The organism is Sphingomonas sp. Sphisp66, from assembly GCF_047324325.1.
Taxonomy (GTDB): Bacteria; Pseudomonadota; Alphaproteobacteria; order Sphingomonadales; family Sphingomonadaceae; genus Sphingomonas.
In genome coordinates this window covers 3,780,415-3,796,979 of the sequence record NZ_CP168508.1, presented here as the reverse complement: position 1 = coordinate 3,796,979, position 16,565 = coordinate 3,780,415, and the positions used below count along the sequence as shown (strand labels likewise).

8 protein-coding genes are annotated in these 16,565 nt (G+C 69.0%); 5 read left to right on the top strand and 3 right to left on the bottom strand.

Going from position 1 to position 16,565, the window contains the following annotated elements:
• Positions 1–124: 124 nt before the first annotated feature.
• On the bottom strand, positions 125–1,159 hold the full coding sequence (locus ACEN8G_RS17180) for a PfkB family carbohydrate kinase (RefSeq protein ID WP_413414585.1): 1,035 nt from the start codon (positions 1,157–1,159) through the stop codon (positions 125–127).
• Positions 1,160–1,288: 129 nt separating this feature from the next.
• On the opposite strand from ACEN8G_RS17180, the gene ACEN8G_RS17175 reads away from it, so the two are divergent.
• The 4 genes from ACEN8G_RS17175 to ACEN8G_RS17160 all read left to right on the top strand — a co-directional run bounded on the left by ACEN8G_RS17175 (position 1,289) and on the right by ACEN8G_RS17160 (position 12,972).
• Positions 1,289–4,171: a TonB-dependent receptor gene (locus tag ACEN8G_RS17175; RefSeq protein WP_413414584.1), complete on the top strand. Its 2,883-nt coding sequence runs from the start codon at positions 1,289–1,291 to the stop codon at positions 4,169–4,171.
• Between the two features lie 95 nt (positions 4,172–4,266).
• On the top strand, positions 4,267–5,013 hold the full coding sequence (locus ACEN8G_RS17170) for a FadR/GntR family transcriptional regulator (protein WP_307117350.1): 747 nt from the start codon (positions 4,267–4,269) through the stop codon (positions 5,011–5,013).
• Between the two features lie 376 nt (positions 5,014–5,389).
• Positions 5,390–12,574, top strand: coding sequence for an autotransporter-associated beta strand repeat-containing protein (locus ACEN8G_RS17165; protein ID WP_413414583.1), 7,185 nt, complete (start codon positions 5,390–5,392; stop codon positions 12,572–12,574).
• A gap of 29 nt (positions 12,575–12,603) precedes the next feature.
• Positions 12,604–12,972, top strand: a complete 369-nt coding sequence (locus tag ACEN8G_RS17160) for an EF-hand domain-containing protein (protein ID WP_413414582.1) — start codon at positions 12,604–12,606, stop codon at positions 12,970–12,972.
• Between the two features lie 45 nt (positions 12,973–13,017).
• Here ACEN8G_RS17160 and ACEN8G_RS17155 read toward each other — a convergent pair whose 3' ends face one another.
• The gene (locus ACEN8G_RS17155) at positions 13,018–14,076 is read right to left on the bottom strand and encodes a serine hydrolase domain-containing protein (RefSeq protein ID WP_413414581.1); all 1,059 of its coding nucleotides are present in this window, start codon (positions 14,074–14,076) and stop codon (positions 13,018–13,020) included.
• A gap of 123 nt (positions 14,077–14,199) precedes the next feature.
• Between ACEN8G_RS17155 and ACEN8G_RS17150 the strand changes: the two genes are divergently transcribed.
• Positions 14,200–15,570, top strand: a complete 1,371-nt coding sequence (locus ACEN8G_RS17150; protein WP_413414580.1) for a LytR/AlgR family response regulator transcription factor — start codon at positions 14,200–14,202, stop codon at positions 15,568–15,570.
• Here ACEN8G_RS17150 and ACEN8G_RS17145 read toward each other — a convergent pair.
• The gene (locus ACEN8G_RS17145; RefSeq protein WP_413414579.1) at positions 15,564–16,532 is read right to left on the bottom strand and encodes a hypothetical protein; all 969 of its coding nucleotides are present in this window, start codon (positions 16,530–16,532) and stop codon (positions 15,564–15,566) included. The two genes, ACEN8G_RS17150 and ACEN8G_RS17145, sit on opposite strands and share 7 nt — an antisense overlap.
• Between the last annotated feature and the right edge of the window lie 33 nt (positions 16,533–16,565).

The window sequence follows — 16,565 nt, the reverse complement described above, 5'->3', positions numbered from 1 at the left end:
TCACCCCGGCCTTGTGCCGGGGTCCACTGTGCAGCACCGGATGCACTGGAGCCTCTTGCGCATGACTCGCCTCCCGGTGGACCCCGGAACAAGTCCGGGGTGACGATTGGGTTGTTGCGATGCTTCAGCGCTTCACGTCCAGCCCCTCTCCCGAGAAGCCCTCCACATCTGCCCGCCTGAACAGCGCCATGTCCCCCGGCACGCTGTGCTTGAGGCAGGCCAGCGCCAGCCCCAGTTCCGCGGCGCGGGAGACCTCCGTGCCCTCAAGCAGCCCGTGCAGCACGCCCGCCGCGAAGGCATCGCCGCCGCCGATCCGGTCGATAATGCCGGGCATCGCGACCTCGGGCGTCTGGAAGCCGGCCTCGGGCGTGTCGATGCGCGCGGCGAGGCGGTGGCAGTCGCTGGTCTCGACATGGCGGGCGGTGGAGGCGATCCATCTGAGGTTGGGGAAGGCGGCGAACCCGGCCAGCGCCGCCTCGCGCCGCCGCGCCGCGCCGTCGCCCGAGAAAGGCTGGCCGAGCAGCAGCGCCATGTCGCGGTGGTTGGCGAAGAACAGGTCGGCCTGGCGGACCAGTTCGGTGAGAATCGCGCGCGGATCGCTGTCCCAGCTCTGCCACAGCGCCGGCCGGTAATTGCCGTCGAAGGAGATGCGCAGGCCGAGCGCGCGGGCGGCCGCCATCGCATTGTGCGTCGCCAGCGCGAGATCGGGGCCGAGCGCGGGCGTGATGCCCGAGACATGGAGCCATTCGGCGCCGGCAAAGGCCGCGGACCAGTCGAAGCCGGACCAGTCCTGCGTGGCAAAGGCGCTGCGGGCGCGGTCGTAGAGGATCTCCGAGGCGCGCAGCGATCCGCCGGGGGCGAGGAAGTAGAGGCCCTGGCGGCCGGGTGCGCGGAAGCTGCGCGACAGGTCGATGCCGGCAGCGGCAAGCGCGCGCCAGGCACCGTCGCCCAGGCCGTTTGCGGGGATCGCCGAGACCATGGCGGCACGGTGCCCCAGCGAAGCGAGTGCCGCCATCACATTGGCCTCCGCCCCGCCGACATGGAGATCGAGGGCAGACGCCTGGGGCAGCTGGACCTTCCCCTGCGTCGCCAGGCGAGTGAGCACCTCGCCGAAACCGATGATCCGCGCTGGTCCGCGGCTGGCTAGTCCGGTTGCCATCCAATCCTCTCCTCTGGTTTTGCTGCGCTGCATTAATCGGATTGGAGAATTGGTATCAAGATGACATTGACTTCATCCGGACCGGTGGTACCTAGAATTGGTATAAAAAGACGATTGGGGAGGATTCGAATGGCTTTGGGCTCCATCCGTGCGCGCGTGCGCGCCCGCTCGGCGCTGCTCACCGGCGTGTCGATCGCCGCGGCCCTGGCGGCGGTGCCGGCCTGGGCGCAGGACAGCACGCCCGCCCCGGCGGAGACAGCCGCCCCCGAGGCGTCGCAGGAAGACCAGATCGTCGTCACCGCGATCCGCGAGACGATCCAGAGCTCGATCCAGTCCAAGCGCGATTCGGATGCGATCGTCGATTCGGTCTCGGCCAAGGAAATCGGTGACCTGCCCGGCCAGTCGGTCGGCGAAGTGATCGCGACGATCACCGGCGCCTCCATCGACCGCGCCAATTACGGCCCGACCGAAGTCTCGATCCGCGGCCTCGGCTCGGGGCTGAGCATGACCACGCTCAACAAGCGTGAGGCGACCAACGGCTCGGGCGACCGTGCGGTCAATTTCGGCCAGTTCCCCTCCGAGCTGTTCAACGCGATCAAGATCTACAAGACGCAGCAGGCCGACCTGATCGAGGGCGGCGTGGCCGGCCTGATCGAGCTCGAGACGCGCAAGCCGCTCGACCACAAGCGCCGTTCGATCCAGGCGGAGATCAAGGGCAATTTCAATCCCTATCAGGACCGGATCAGCGGCTCGAGCCCGTTCGGCTATCGCGCGACGCTCAGCTATATCGACCAGTTCAACGCCGGCGATCTCGGCAGGATCGGCGTCTCGCTCGGCTATCAGCGCAACGACGTGAACGATCCGGTCGAGCGCTTCTATACCAGCTCGACCTGGTTCACCTGCAACGCGGCGATCGTCTCGACCACCAACTGCACCGAGGTGACGCGCCAGCAGGGCAATTCGGGCACGCCCTATTACCACGCGTCCAACTCGTATCTCTATCGCCAGATGATCACCTCGGACCTGCGCAACGCGGTGTTCGGCGCGCTGCAATGGCAGCCGAGCCCGACGATCGACGTCAATCTCGACCTGCAATATTCGCGGCGCCAGTATAGCGAGACGCGCAACGACTTCGGCACCGCCGAGGGTCGCTACAATCTGCGCAACGTGGTGGTGGGCGACAACCACCAGATGCTCTCGGCCGACGGATCGGCGACGATGCAGACGCTGTCGGGCCTGTTCCAGCGCGACGAGAAATATCTGGGCTTCGGCGGCAATGTCGAATGGAAGCCGAGCGACCGGCTGACCGTGACTGCGGACTTCGGCTATTCGCACACCAAGCGCGTCGACATCACGCGCACCGTGCGGCTGCGCACCGATCCGCTCGACATCTATGGCGTGCGGACCGCGATCAACAACCAGCGCATCCCCTATTCGGTGGACTTCTCCAAGAGCTTCCTGCCGGTCTTCAGCTTCGATCCGCGCTTCGATCCGAACAACTACAACCTGTTCAGCGACGATACCCAGCTGACCCGCTCGCAGGACGGGCGCGAGGACGAGATCTATTCTGGCCGGCTGGACGCCAGCTACAAGCTGGACGGCTTCATCGAGCGGATCGACATCGGCGGCCGCTGGGCGAAGCGGCAGTTCTTCGGCTACAGCAACGACGTGGTGACCCTGTCGGCGCCGCTGGACAAGGACCGCGAGGTCAATCTGGCCTGCCGCACGCCGTTCCCCGAGCGCAACTTCTTCGCCGATTCGCCGAACAAGCAGACGATCAGCTACGCGACCTTCGACGTGCTCTGCCAGTTCCGCGGCTATCTCGGCACCGAGGATCCCGGCCCCAGCGCGGACCTGCGCTCGGTCGACAATCCGGACGTCACCGAAGAGACGCTGGCCGGCTATGCGATGGCCACTTATTCGGGCAGCCTGGGCGGCATTCCGGTGCGCGGCAATTTCGGCGTGCGCGGCGTGCACACCCAGGTGACCGCGGTCGGCCTTCGCGCCGCGCTCAAGGTCATTCCGCGCGCCGGCGGCAACATCTCGCTGGAGGCCGATCCGACCAGCTTCACCGAGACCCGGATCAGTTCGGGCACGATGCGCTGGCTGCCGAGCATCAACGCGATCTTCGACGTCGCGCCGAAGATGCGCGTCCGCACCGGCATCTACCGCGCCATGTCGCGGCCCGCGCCGAGCGCGCTGGGCGCCGGCCGCCGCATCACGCTGGAAGAGGATGCGGGCCAGGGCTTCCCCTCGGTGGACGAAGCGATCGGCACGATCGTCGCCTCGGGCAGCCCGCGGCTGAAGCCGGTGATGTCGTGGAATGCCGACCTGGCGTTTGAGTACTACGCCAACAAGGACACGCTGTTCGCGGCGACCGGCTATTACAAGCGCTTCACCGGCGGCAAGATGCCGATCTCGATCGACGAGACCTTCGTCGTCGACGGGCAGGATTATCTGGTCCCGGTCAGCCAGACCACCAACAGCAACGACAAGACCGACCTGTACGGCGTGGAGATCACCGCCTCGAACCGCTTCAGCTGGCTGCCGCATCCGCTCGACGGGCTGGGCGTGAAGCTGAGCTACAATTACGCCTGGTCGAACTACAAGACGCAGGACATCCGCTACGGCGACATCATCGACAGCGCGACCGGCGACGTGATCCCCGGCCTGATCCCGGCGGCGGGACTGAGCGGCTATTCGAAGCACGTCTTCTCGGCCCAGGCATTCTACGAGATCGGGCCGATCTCGCTGCAGGGCATCTATCGCTACCGCTCGCGCTATTATCAGGCGTTCACCAGCGACAATACCCAGTTGCGCTATGTGGAAGGCAACAACACCTTCGACGTGAACCTGAGCTACAAGATCAACAAGCAGGCGGATATTCGTTTCCAGGCGCTCAACCTCTTCAACGAACCGCGCGTCGAGTATATGCCGGTGGTCGGCAGCACCCGGAACGTCGAATATTACGGGCCGCAATATTTCCTGAGCTTCCGCGTTCGTCTCCGTTAAGGCGGAGCGGAAGCAGGCTGCGGACCAATTGCCTATTCCAAATGGGCGCGGTCTGGGGCATTGACGGGAGCCAGACCAGGAACATCGAGGACCCAATGGCCGAACGCCGTCTCTTCCAGGATATCGCCGAGCGTATCGCGGCGATGATCGCGGAGGGCACTTTCCCTCCCGGCTCGCGCCTGCCCGGCGAGCGCGAGATGGCGGAGCGGCTCGGGGTCAGCCGGGTGACGATCCGCGAGGCGGAGATCGCGCTCCAGGCCCAGGGGCTGGTGCGGATCAAGACCGGCTCGGGCGTCTATGTCTGCGACCGCAACGAGCCGAGCGTCGGCCAGTTGCCGGTGGTGAGCGCGTTCGAGCTGACCGAGGCGCGCTCGCTGTTCGAATCCGAAGCGGCGGCACTGGCCGCGCCGACGATCAGCGACGAGCAGCTCCAGGTGCTCGAATCGCTGGTGGTCGCGATGGACGAGGCCGAGGAGGGCAGCGCGGCGGCGACCGAGGCGGACCGCGCCTTCCACCTGACCATCGCCAGCGCATCGGGCAACCAGGCGATCATGTTCGTGATCAACACCCTGTGGCGGATGCGCACCGAGATCCCGGAGATCTGCGCGCTCCACGCCTCGGTCTGCGGGCATGACGAGGACACGCGCCACGACGAGCATGCCGCGGTGCTCGAGGCGCTCAAGCAGCGCGACTCGGCGGCGGCGCGCACGGCAATGCGCAAGCATTTCAGCCGGCTGCTCGAGGCGATGCTCAAGGCATCGGAAGAGCGCGAGATCATGGAGCTGCGCCGCAAGGCCGAGGCGAGCCGCAACCGCTTCCTGATCAGCGCGCAGCTGAGCTGAGCGCCTAGCTTCCTTCGATTGCTGCAATTTCCACGCGCGCCCGGCACCCGCCGCGGCGCGCATTTGCTTGTGCCGGCGCCGTAAATCGGTCCGGAAATTGGTATGCGAACCAATATGCCAAATATGGACTAACCATTCTATTGACTCCGGATTGAAGCTCTGGCCTTATCCGGCATGATAAGCTGGCGCCCGCGCGTGGTGGGACAAGCCGGCGAGCCGCCAGGGAGAGATGCCGGATGCGGATGCGAAGATAAGCGTGCGCCCTTAGGGGACGCAGCCGGCCGCCTGCCGTGCGCCGCTCCCAGCCGACACCAGAAACAGCCGGCCAGCGACCGGCCTTAGCCATGCGGCACCTGCCGCGATGGGGGGATGACTCATGACCTTTCCGATCCGCGCCCGCAGCCTGCGCACCCGCCTGCTGCTCTCCGCCTGCTTCGTCGCGCTACCGACCGCCGCGCATGCCCAGAACACGACGATCGCCTCGGGCACGACCAAGACGAGCAACACCAACCTCGATGCCGACGACACGCTGACCGTCGAGGCGGGCGGGACGATCCAGGTGACCGGCAACCGCGCGGTGACGATCAACGGCGCCAGCACCGGGACCGGCATCGTCATCACCAACAACGGCACGATCGAAGGCGTGCCGAACTCGGCGACCAATGGCCGCGGGATCAGCGGCACCGGCGGCGCGGCCAGTGGCGGCACGCCCGCGCCGGTCTGGGAGCGGACGCTCACCATCAACAATAGCGGCGTGATCCGCGGCGCCAACGACGCGATCCAGATCACCGCGACCGCCGCCGACACCGGCGTGATCACGATCACCAATTCGGGCACGATCCTCAGTACCGGCGCCACCAATGCCGCGGGCATCGGCCAGGTCGCGCAGGGCGTCGAGGTGACGATCCCGGGTGCGACGCTCAACCTCACCAATGCGGCCGGCGGCTCGATCACCGGCAATGAGGGCGTGCTCACCTCGGCGACTTCGACCATCGTCAATGCCGGCACGATCACCGGCACCGGCGCAGTGGTGCAGACCGGCACCAACAGCAGCGGCGACCCGGTCTACAATGCCAGCCAGGGCGAAGGCATCCGCGCCAATGGCACGCTGACGCTGACCAACGAGGCGGGCGGCGTCATCACCGGCGTCTATGGCGTGATCGGCACCGGCAACACCACGATCGTCAACCGCGGCACGATCAGCGGCGGCGAGGGCGGGCTGACCACCTCGACGCTGACCCGCGAGGCGATCCGCGTCAATCTGAGCGCGACCAGCACGACCAACAGCATCACCCTCGCCGCCGGCAGCGTCACCAGCGCGGGCACCGGCTCCAATGCCAGCGGCGCAGCGGTGACCTTTGGCGGCTCGGCGGCGAATGTCGCCCCGGGCACGGTCAACACCGTCACCATCGAGACCGGCGCGGTGATCAACGGATCGATCACCGCCGCCTCGAGCGTCAACGCCACCGACATCCTCAACCTGACCGGTACCGGCGCGCAGGTGCTGGGCGTGGCGACCGGTTTCGACACGCTCAACGTGCAGGGCGGGACCTGGGGCATCACCAATGGCCAGACGCTGCGGAACGGCGCGACCATCGCGGCCGGTGCGACGCTGCGCTATGACGACAGCGGCAGCTCGGGCGGGTCGGTCGCCGGCGCGATCGTCAACAACGGCACGCTGATCCAGAACCGCACCAGCACGGTGACCAACACCGGCACGATCAGCGGCACCGGCGGGGTGCAGATCGTCAACACCGGCCAGCTCGTGCTGTTCGGCCAGAACAGCTACCAGGGCGACACGCTGGTCAGCAACGGGCGGCTGCGTTCGGGCATGACCGACAACAGCTTCTCGGCCAGTTCGGCGCTGATCGTCACCGATCTCGGCGTGGTCGATATGACCGACACGACTACGACGCTGGTCGACGGGGTTTCTACCAGCACCCCGGTCGCCCGCAACCAGATTGTCGCCAACATCTCGGGCAACGGCTCGATCCGGACCAGCAGCGGCGCCTCGGGCGGGGCGATCCTGACCACCGGCTCGGGTGGCGGCAACACCGAATTCTCGGGCGTGATCAGCGGCCTCGGCGGGCTGACCAAGGTGGGTAGCGGCACGCTGATGCTGTCGGGCGCCAACACCGCGAGCGGCCAGCTCAGCGTCACCGGCGGCACCGTCGCGCTGACCCGCTGGAGCGGCGCGACCAGCGTGACCAACGGCGCGACGCTGACCGGCGCGGCACGCATCTACGGCGTGCTCAGCGTCGGCAACGGTACGCTCGCGCCGGGCAATAACGGCATCGGCACGCTCAATGTCGACGGGCTGGTCCTGTCCGCGGATTCGGTGCTGAACTACGACCTGGCGGCACCCGGCACCGGCGACCGCATCCAGGTCAATGGCGACCTGACCCTCGACGGCACGCTCAACATCAACGATGTCGGCGGCTTCGGCGAGGGCGTCTACCGGCTGGTCAACTACAGCGGCGCGCTGACCGACAATGGCTTGGTGATCGGCGGCGTGCCCGCCGGCGCCAATGCCGGGCTGATGACGATCCAGACCTCGGTCGCGACCCAGGTGAATCTGGTCTATGGCACGCCCGCGGCGACCACGATCCAGTTCTGGGACGGCACCGACAATTCGGGCGACGGCACGGTGCAGGGCGGCAGCGGCAGCTGGACCAACGGCTTCCCCAACTGGACCGACGCGGCGGCGACCGACAATAGCGGCTGGGCCGGCGCGTTCGGCGTGTTCCAGGGCGCGGCGGGCGTGGTCACCGTCGACGATGCGATCCTGTTCACCGGCGCGCAGTTCATGACCGACGGTTACGAGATCGCCGGCGGTAGCGGTACGCTGACCACCAACAGCGCGCTGACCAATATCCGCGTCGATCCGGGCGTGACCGCGACGATCAGCGCGGGCGTGGGCGGGACCGGGGGGCTGCTCAAGAACGATGCCGGCACGCTGATCCTCTCCGGCGCCAACAGCTATGGCGGCAACACCACCATTCTGGGCGGCACCGTCGTGGTGCTGGGCGGCGCGGCGATCCCGGTGACGAGCAGCGTCTCGGTGGCGACGGGCGCCACGCTCGATGTAAGGGCGGACCAGGCGATCGGCGGGCTCACCGGCTCGGGCGCCGTGCTGCTCAGCGGCGGGGCGCTGACCACCGGCGCGCTGGGTGGCAATGACAGCTTCACCGGCACGATCGACGGCGCGGGCGGCCTGATCAAGACCGGCACCGGCACGACGACGCTCGGCGGCGCCAACAGCTATGCCGGCGGCACCAGCGTGCAGGCCGGCACGCTGGCACTGGCGAGCGGCGGCACGCTCGGCCAGGGCGATCTCGACATTACCGGCGCAGGCACGGTCGATCTGGGCGGCCATGCGACCAGCATCGGCGCGCTAAGCGGCGCGGGTACGCTGCAGCTCGGCGCGGGCGGCGCGCTGACCACCAGCAGCACGGCGAACAGCAGCTTCACGGGCACGATCCACGGGGCCGGGGCCAGCCTGACCAAGGCGGGCAGCGGCACGCTGACGCTTGGCGGTATCAATGATTACGGTGCGCTCGACATCGCCGGCGGCCGTGTCGTCGCCGGCACCGCTGGAGCGCTCGGCGGCTCGACGAGCGTCACCGTGAACGGCGGCGCGCTCGAGCTCGGAGCCAGCCAGAGCGTCGCCGCGCTGAACGGCGGCGGCGATGTGGCGCTGAACGGCAATCGCCTGACCATCGGCGGCGGCAGCTATGCCGGCGTCGCGAGCGGCACCGGCGGCATCACCGTGGTCGGCAATGTGACGCTGAGCGGCGCCAATGCTTATGGCGGCAGGACCAGCGTCGCCTCCGGCACGCTGGTGCTCAGCGGCAGCGTCGCTGGCGGCGTCGATGTCGCCAGCGGCGCGACGCTGAACGGCATCGGCAGCGCGGCGGGCACGGTCAACCTTGCCGGCGGGGCGACGCTCGAGATCGGCAGCGGCGCGAGTGCAGGCAATTTCACCACTGGCGGTCTGGCCCTGTCCTCGGGCTCGACGCTCGCCTTCGGGCTTGGCGCGGCAGGGGTGGCCGGTGCGAGCGACCATATCCAGGTCAATGGCGACCTGGTGCTCGACGGCACGCTCAACGTCACCGATATCGGCGGCTTCGGCGTCGGCGTGTACCGCCTGATCGACTATACCGGCGCGCTGACCGACAATGGCCTCGAGCTCGGGACGCTGCCGGCGGGAACCAACCGGACCCGCACCCAGGTGCAGACCGCGATCGGATCGCAGGTCAATCTGGTGGTGGCCGACAGCCTGCCCGAAGTGCAGTTCTGGAATGGCGCCAACAGCAGCTCCAACGGCACGATCGAAGGCGGATCGGGCTCCTGGACCGTCGGGCGCGCCGCCTGGTCCGATGCCAATGGCGCCGGCAATGACAGCTGGGGCGGCCGCTTCGCGGTGTTCCAGGGGGCGGCCGGCACCGTCATCGTGGACGATGCGATCGAATTCTCCGGCATGCAGTTCATGACCGACGGCTATGTGATCGCCGCCGGCACCGGCACGCTGAGCGCGATCGAGGCGCAGACCAACATCCGTGTCGATCCGGGCGTCACCGCGACGATCGCCGCGGGCATCGGCGGCAGCGGCGGGCTGAACAAGCTCGACACCGGCACGCTGATCCTGACCGGTGCCAACAGCTATGCCGGCGCGACGACCGTGGCGGGCGGCACGCTGCGTGCCGGCGGCGTGGGGTCGCTGCCGACCAACACCGCCGTGACGGTGGCGGCGGGCGCGACGCTCGACATCGCAGCGGCGCAGACCATCGCCAGTCTTGCCGGCGCGGGCAGCGTCACCTTGTCGGGCGGCGGGCTGACCACGGGCGGCGACGACAGTAGCACACGCTTCGCCGGCATTATCAGCGGCGAAGGGAGCCTGACCAAGACGGGCAGTGGCACCTTCACCCTGGCCGGCGCGAACAGCTATGCCGGCGGCACCAGCATCCAGGGCGGCACGCTGCGGCTCGACGGCGGCACGATCGGCGGCGGCGACCTCGCGGTCGCGGCAGGCGGGACCTTCGACCTGAACGGCGGCAATGCGAGTGTCGCGGCGCTGGGCGGCGCCGGCAGCATCCTGCTCGGCAGCGGCACGCTGAGCGCGGGCGGCACGGCCGACAGCAGCTTCGGCGGCGTGATCTCGGGCGAGGGCGGGCTGGTGAAGATCGGTAGCGGCAACCTGACGCTGACCGGCGCCAATCTCTACACCGGCCTCACCAGCGTCCGTGGCGGCACGCTGACCATCGGCAGCGGCATACTCCCAACCGGCGGGGCGGTCGCGATCGATGCCGGTGCTGCGCTCGCGCTGACCGGCGCGGTGACGCTCGGCAATCTGGCGGGCGCGGGCAATGTCGCGCTGGCCGCGAACACCCTGACTCTTGCGGCCGGCAACTATGCCGGCGTGATCGCCGGCACCGGCGGCCTCACCAAGACGGGGACAGGCGTGCTGACCCTGACCGGCGCCAACCTCTATTCCGGCGCGACCAATGTGAGCGGCGGCACGCTGGCGATCGGGGCGGGCGGTTCGATCGCCGGCTCTTCGGGTGTCGCTTTGTCGGGTGGCGCGAGCCTCAACATCGCGGCGGCGGCTTCGTCCCAGGTCCTGGCCGGGCTCACCGGCGTGGCGGGTACCAGCGTGGTGCTTGGCGGCAACCAGCTGGTCGTCAACAACGGCACGGCGAACAGCTTTGCCGGCCTGATCAGCGGCGCCGGCAGTCTGGGCAAGTCGGGCGCAGGCACGCTGACGCTGGGCGCGGCCAACACCCATTCCGGCGGCACGGTGGTGGCCGGTGGCACGCTGGTCGCGGGCGTGGCCAATGCCTTCGGTTCGGGCGTGCTCACCGTCACCGCGCCAGGCACGGTCAACCTGGCCAACTTCGCGACCACGGTGGGCGGGCTGGCCGGCGACGGCAACATCGCGCTGGGCAGCGCGGTGCTGACCGTGAACAGCACCGGATCGACGGCCTATTCGGGCGTGCTCTCGGGCAGCGGCCGGCTGATCAAGTCGGGGGCCGGCACGCTGACGCTGAACGGCGCCAACAGCTACACCGGCTCGACCACGATCAACGAGGGCCTGCTGGTGGTCAACGGATCGCTGGCCGGCACGCTGACGATCGGGGCGAACGGGCGGCTCGGCGGATCGGGCCGGACCGGATCGCTGAGCGTCGGCGGCATCGTGGCGCCGGGCAATTCGATCGGCACGCTCAACGTTGCCGGCAGCCTGACCCTGGCGGCGGGATCGACCTATCAGGTCGAAGTGTCGCCGACGGGCATCTCCGACCAGATCATCGCCACCGGTGCGGTGACGATCAATGGCGGCACGGTCTCGGTGCTGACTGGCGGGGCGACCAATTTCCTGCCGCTCACCACCTATACGATCCTCAGCGGATCAAGCGTGACGGGGACGTTCGGTAGCGTCGTCACCGACCTTGCCTTCCTGACGCCGTCGCTGGTCTACAATGCCGCGAACGTGCAGCTGCGGCTGCTGCGCAACGACGTCAGCCTGGGCGCGGTGGCGCAGACCAGCAACCAGGTCGCGGTCGCCGCGGCGGTTAGCGCGCAGAGCTCGGGCGGGGTGTTCGACGCGGTGATCGGGCTCAATGCGGCGGACGCGCGCACCGCCTTCGACCAGCTTTCGGGCGAAGTGTTCACCGCGGGGCTCGCGGTGGCCGGGCGCGACGGGCATGACGCGGCGCGCGAGCTGCTCGCCCGTGCCGATGCGCCGCGCGGCCAGCCGAAGAGCTTCTGGATCGCCGGCGATATCGGCCAGATGAGCGCCGGCGCGCGCAGCGGCCATGCCGAGATCGAGTCGGATCGCCAGACCGTGTCGGCGGGCGTCGAGGTGACCGGCGACACGCTGCGCTACGGCTTCGCCTATCGCTATGCCCGCAACGACATCCGCCTCGATGCGCGGGGCAGCGAGGGCGTGCTGGTGAGCAATTCGGCCTATGCCTATTTCGGCTACACGCTGGGCGGCCTGCGCATCGCCGGCGGTGTCGGCTATGCCAAGCATGCGCTGTCGACCGATCGCCGGGTGGCGTTCGGCGGGCTCTCCAACCGGCTCACGTCGGACGGCGACGGCAAGAGCTTCTCCAGTTTCGGCGAGGCGGCCTGGCTGGTCCCTGTCGGCAAGGCGCTGCAGGTCGGTCCCTATGCCGGCGCCAGCGTGACCTCGGTGCGCTTCGACCGGGTGCGGGAATGGGGCGGCGCGGCGGCTTTGGTCGCCGGCAAGGCGCGCAGCACCACCACGCTCGCCAGCTACGGACTGCGCGGCGCCGCGGTGATCGACGGCATCACGCTGAGCGGCGACATTGGCGGGCGCTCCTATCTCGACGATCCCGAGGCGCGGCGGAACTTTGCCTTTGTCGATACCGGCAACGGATTCGAAGCGGGGTCGGGGCAGTTCGGCAAGACGACCATTAGCGGGCGGTTCGACGCCTCGGCCGCGGTCGGCCGCTTCGTGCTGGGCGTGGGGCTGCGCGGCGAGAGCGGCAGCGGCGGCTCGAGCTACGGCGTGCGGGCCAGCGCCGGTTTCCGTTTCTGATCCAACAAGCGAACCAAGGAGAGAGAAGAATGATCAAGACCGTGAAGATCGCCATGACCGTCGGCGCGCTGCTCCTCTCGGGCCACGCGCTTGCCCAGAAGGCGGGGCAGACTCGCGCCGAGGCGCAGGCGACATCGGCGAAGAAGTTCAGGAACCTCGATGCCGATGGCAACGGCAAGGGCAGCCCGGCCGAGCTGCTCGCCTTCATGACCAAGGCGGCGGAGAAGCGCGGCGAGACGATGGATCAGGCCAAGGTCGATCGCCGGCTCAAGCGGCTCGACACTGACGGCGACGGCAATGTCAGCGCCGCCGAGCTGGCCGCCGAGGATCTCGCAAAGTTCGACAAGGCAGACGTCAACAGGAACGGCGTGATCGACGCCGACGAAGCCGCCCAATGATCGCGTGTCCTCCCCCGACAGCGCATGGCGGGGGAGGGCCCAGTTTCAGCTCAGGCGGAGCGCCGCCTCGGCGACTTCGTCCATCATCTTTTGCGAGTAGCCGGTGTTGTTGAGCACCACGACGCTGCCCTTGCCGTCGAGCCGGTGGCCGAGAACCGAGCGATAGCCTTCGCGGTTGCCGGTGTCCCAGGCGCAGCGGACGGTCTTGCCGCCGATAACCACCTCCCGGACGCGACCGCCCAGTGCGTAATGATCCGATTCCACTTCGATCGTGGTCAGCGCGCGGCGCGAGGCCGGGGTAAGGAAGCTTGTGTCATAGACCAGGTGGGCGAAGCGCATCAGGTCGTGCGCCGTGCCGTAGAAGCCGCCACCCGCCGCGAGATAGTCGGCGGTGGGCGAGGTCCATACGGTGCGCGGCTCGGTCGGGCGATAGGAGGTCGCGCCGCCGAGCTGCTCGAGCCGTATGGCGGGCAGGCGCAGCGGGCCGGTGACCAGCGTGCGGATCAGCGCGGGATAGGGTTCGCCCGACACCGCCTCGAGGATCGCCAGCACCAGGATCCAGTTGGTCAGCGCATAGTCGAAGCGCGCACCGGGCGCGAACACCGGATCGCCCGAGGCGAACAGCTTCACCGCCTCGGCGGCGGGCATCGGCTTGCCGAGCAGACTGGGGTGGGCCTTGACCACCGCGCCGAACTGGTTGGGGATGCCGCTGGCGTTGGAGAGCAGGTGGCGCAGCGTTACCTTCGCGCCGCTGTCCTGGCGATAGGCCGGGAGATAGCGGGCGATCGGCGCGTCGAGCGACAGCGTGCCGCGCTCGACCAGCCGCAGCACCGCGACCGAGGTGATCCGCTTCGAGATCGAGGCGATCGCCATCGGCAGGTCGACGTCGAACGCGAGGCCGGTCTCGACATTGGCGAGGCCCTGGGCGGCGTGGACCTGTACCTGCCCCTTGTGGCCAAGCGCGACCAGCCCGCGAAAGCCCTGCTCGCCGACCCATCTGGCGACCAGCGCATCGAGCCCGGCCTGCTGGACGCCCGCCGCGCGGGCGGCGAGGGGCAGCAGGGCCATGCCGGCCATCATCATGCGGCGATCGATACGCTTCATTCTGCGATACTCCTTGCGAGCCTTGCGCGATCCCGGCGCGCGCGTCAGGAAAGCGCCATGGGGCGTTCCACTCACTCCTGCGATCGACCCTGGCGGGTTGCCACCGCCATTCGGTGAACGCCCGTGCCGCTCGGTGAACGCATCCCTGCGCGCCTGTGCGCACCGCTACTGCTGCTCGCCGGACTGGCCGCGCTGCTGATCGCGGCCTGGCCGTGGCACGCTGCCTCCCCCTCGACCGCGCCGCTCTGGTGGATCTGCCCGTCCCAGGCCGCCTGCCATTGGGGCGACCCGACCCGTGAGCCGCTCGCCGCGCCGGTGACGGTGATGCGGCGCGTCGTGCGGATCGACGACCCGCGGCGGACAGCGGCACTGGCAGTCGAGGTGACTGCGATGGCCAGCGCCGAGGCGCGCTGGAACGGGGTGGCGATCGGCGCCAACGGCAAGGTCGGGCCGGACCGCGCCGGCGAGGTACCCGGACGCTTCGTCGCCAGTTTCCCGGTGCCGTGGGAAGCCATTCGCACCGGGGACAATCTGGTCGAGGTGCGGCTGTCCGCGCATCACCTCTGGGTGCCGGTCGGGCGTCCGGTGCACCGGCTTGCGGTCGGGCCGCCGCAGGAGCCGCTGCGCGGGGTGCTGCGCGCATACCTGCCGACGCTGATCGCACTGGGGCTGCTCGCGGCGACCTTGCTGCTCCAGCTGCTCGTCCGCACCGGCCGCGCGGCGGTGCTGCTCAACGCGGTGGTCCTCGCCCAGGCGATGGCCGAGGCGTCCAAGCTGATCCTCACCTATGCCTATCCCTGGCAGGTGACCCGGTTGTTCGCGGTGGCGCTGCTCGCCGGGATCGCCGCGCTGCTTCTCGCGCGCATCGCGAGCGAACGCCGGAGTCGGGGGCTGCTGGCCCTGACCGCGCTCGCAGTGCTGCTCGCCTGGCTGCTGCCGGCATGGGACGCCAAGACCTTATGGGCGTTGCGGGCCGGGGCGAGCGCGGCGCTGTTGGCCGCCGCCTTCGGGCGCGGGCCGATGCGCGCGGCGCTGGGCGGCTATGCCCTCGCCCTGCTCTGGCTGTCGCTGACCCCGGGCTTCCTCGACTCGACGCACTATCTCCTGGCCGCGGCCCTGTTCGCCGCCATCGCCTTCGCGAAACGCAGCGCGCCCGTCGAGACTCGCGCCGCGCCGCCCGCGCCCAGCCTCGTCACCCTGCCGCACGGCAATGCCCAGCACCGCATCCCGATCGACGACCTGCTCTATGCCCAGGCCGAGGACGATTATTGCCGCGTCCACCTCGCCGACGGGCGCAGCCTGCTGGTGACCGCCAATCTCGGTGCGCTGGTGCGGATGACCGCGCCGCACATGGTGCGGGTGCACCGCAGCTATGCGGTCAACGGCGCCAGGGTCGCGGTGCTGCACCGGGGCGGGCCGCTCGCACTGGCGAACGGCGTGTCGATCCCGGTCGGCCGCACCTATCGCGCGGCGCTCACGGCCTGGGCTCAGTAGATCGCGGGCGGATCGCTCGCCGGGAAGCTTTCCTCCAGCGCCTCGTCCAGCTCGCGGTCGAGTTCCTCGGCGCGTTCGTCGACCGGCAGGCGGCCGGCCAGCCACAGCGCCAGGTTGCGGACATAGGCGCGGACCGATGCCTGGGCCTCGGGCGAGCCGGCCAGGCCGTCGCCCGGCGCCTCGCTCACGAAGCTCGGACAGCCGGTGGCGGGGTCCCAATTATAGTCGGCGAAATGGTGGAAGGTGGATTCGGCCCAGGCCGGTCCGCCGGCTTCCGACGGCTCGAAGGCGACCGCGATGTTGAACGCGCGGCCGGTGACCTTGCTGGTGCCGGTGGCGATCACGCGGGCGGTCCGGTCGTCGGCCGGCACGCCGACCGCGCCTTCGTGCGGATGCGCGGGCAGGAAGCGGATCAGCCCGGTCGGGGCATCGGCGTCGCGCAGCACCGGATGCGGATCGCCATGGATCTCGATCTCCTGGAAGTCGCCGTTCGCGCCCGAATGATAGTTGGGCCAGAGGATGTAGCTCGTTTCCTCGTCGTCGATCACCCGGCGGCTCTCGTCGGGGTCGAGATGCTTGCTGTGGAAGAAATGCGCCGCGCCGACGCCGCCCAGCGTGCAGACCGAGCTGCCCAGGTCCATGTGGTCGCGCGTCACCATCAGGCCGCGCCCGCTCTCGCGGAAGCGGCTGATCGCCTCGCAATCCTCGGGCGTCAGGCCGTCGCCGGTATCGACCGCGAACAGCCAGAGACTGTCATAGTCCGATTCGTCGAGCGTCGAGAGCACCGGATCGGGCGTGCCCGGCGCAGTGCGGTCGCGCGCGGTCACGTCGAACAGCGCCGCGCCGTCCTCGCCGGTCAGCCCGGCGAGATGATCGCGCAGCAGCGAGAAGCGCGAGATGTTCCAGTCATCCGCGACCGTCGGGATCGTGGTCTGGAGGAGAATCTTGATCGGCGACGCCATGCTACACTCCCAAGCTATACCTTCGAATTATCA

Coding starts and splice junctions, on each gene's coding strand:
- ACEN8G_RS17175 (WP_413414584.1), top strand. CDS start 1,289: ATGGCTTTGGGCTCCATCCGTGCGCGCGTGCGCGCCCGCTCGGCGCTG.
- ACEN8G_RS17145 (WP_413414579.1), bottom strand. CDS start 16,532: ATGGCGTCGCCGATCAAGATTCTCCTCCAGACCACGATCCCGACGGTC.
- ACEN8G_RS17160 (WP_413414582.1), top strand. CDS start 12,604: ATGATCAAGACCGTGAAGATCGCCATGACCGTCGGCGCGCTGCTCCTC.
- ACEN8G_RS17155 (WP_413414581.1), bottom strand. CDS start 14,076: ATGAAGCGTATCGATCGCCGCATGATGATGGCCGGCATGGCCCTGCTG.
- ACEN8G_RS17170 (WP_307117350.1), top strand. CDS start 4,267: ATGGCCGAACGCCGTCTCTTCCAGGATATCGCCGAGCGTATCGCGGCG.
- ACEN8G_RS17165 (WP_413414583.1), top strand. CDS start 5,390: ATGACCTTTCCGATCCGCGCCCGCAGCCTGCGCACCCGCCTGCTGCTC.
- ACEN8G_RS17180 (WP_413414585.1), bottom strand. CDS start 1,159: ATGGCAACCGGACTAGCCAGCCGCGGACCAGCGCGGATCATCGGTTTC.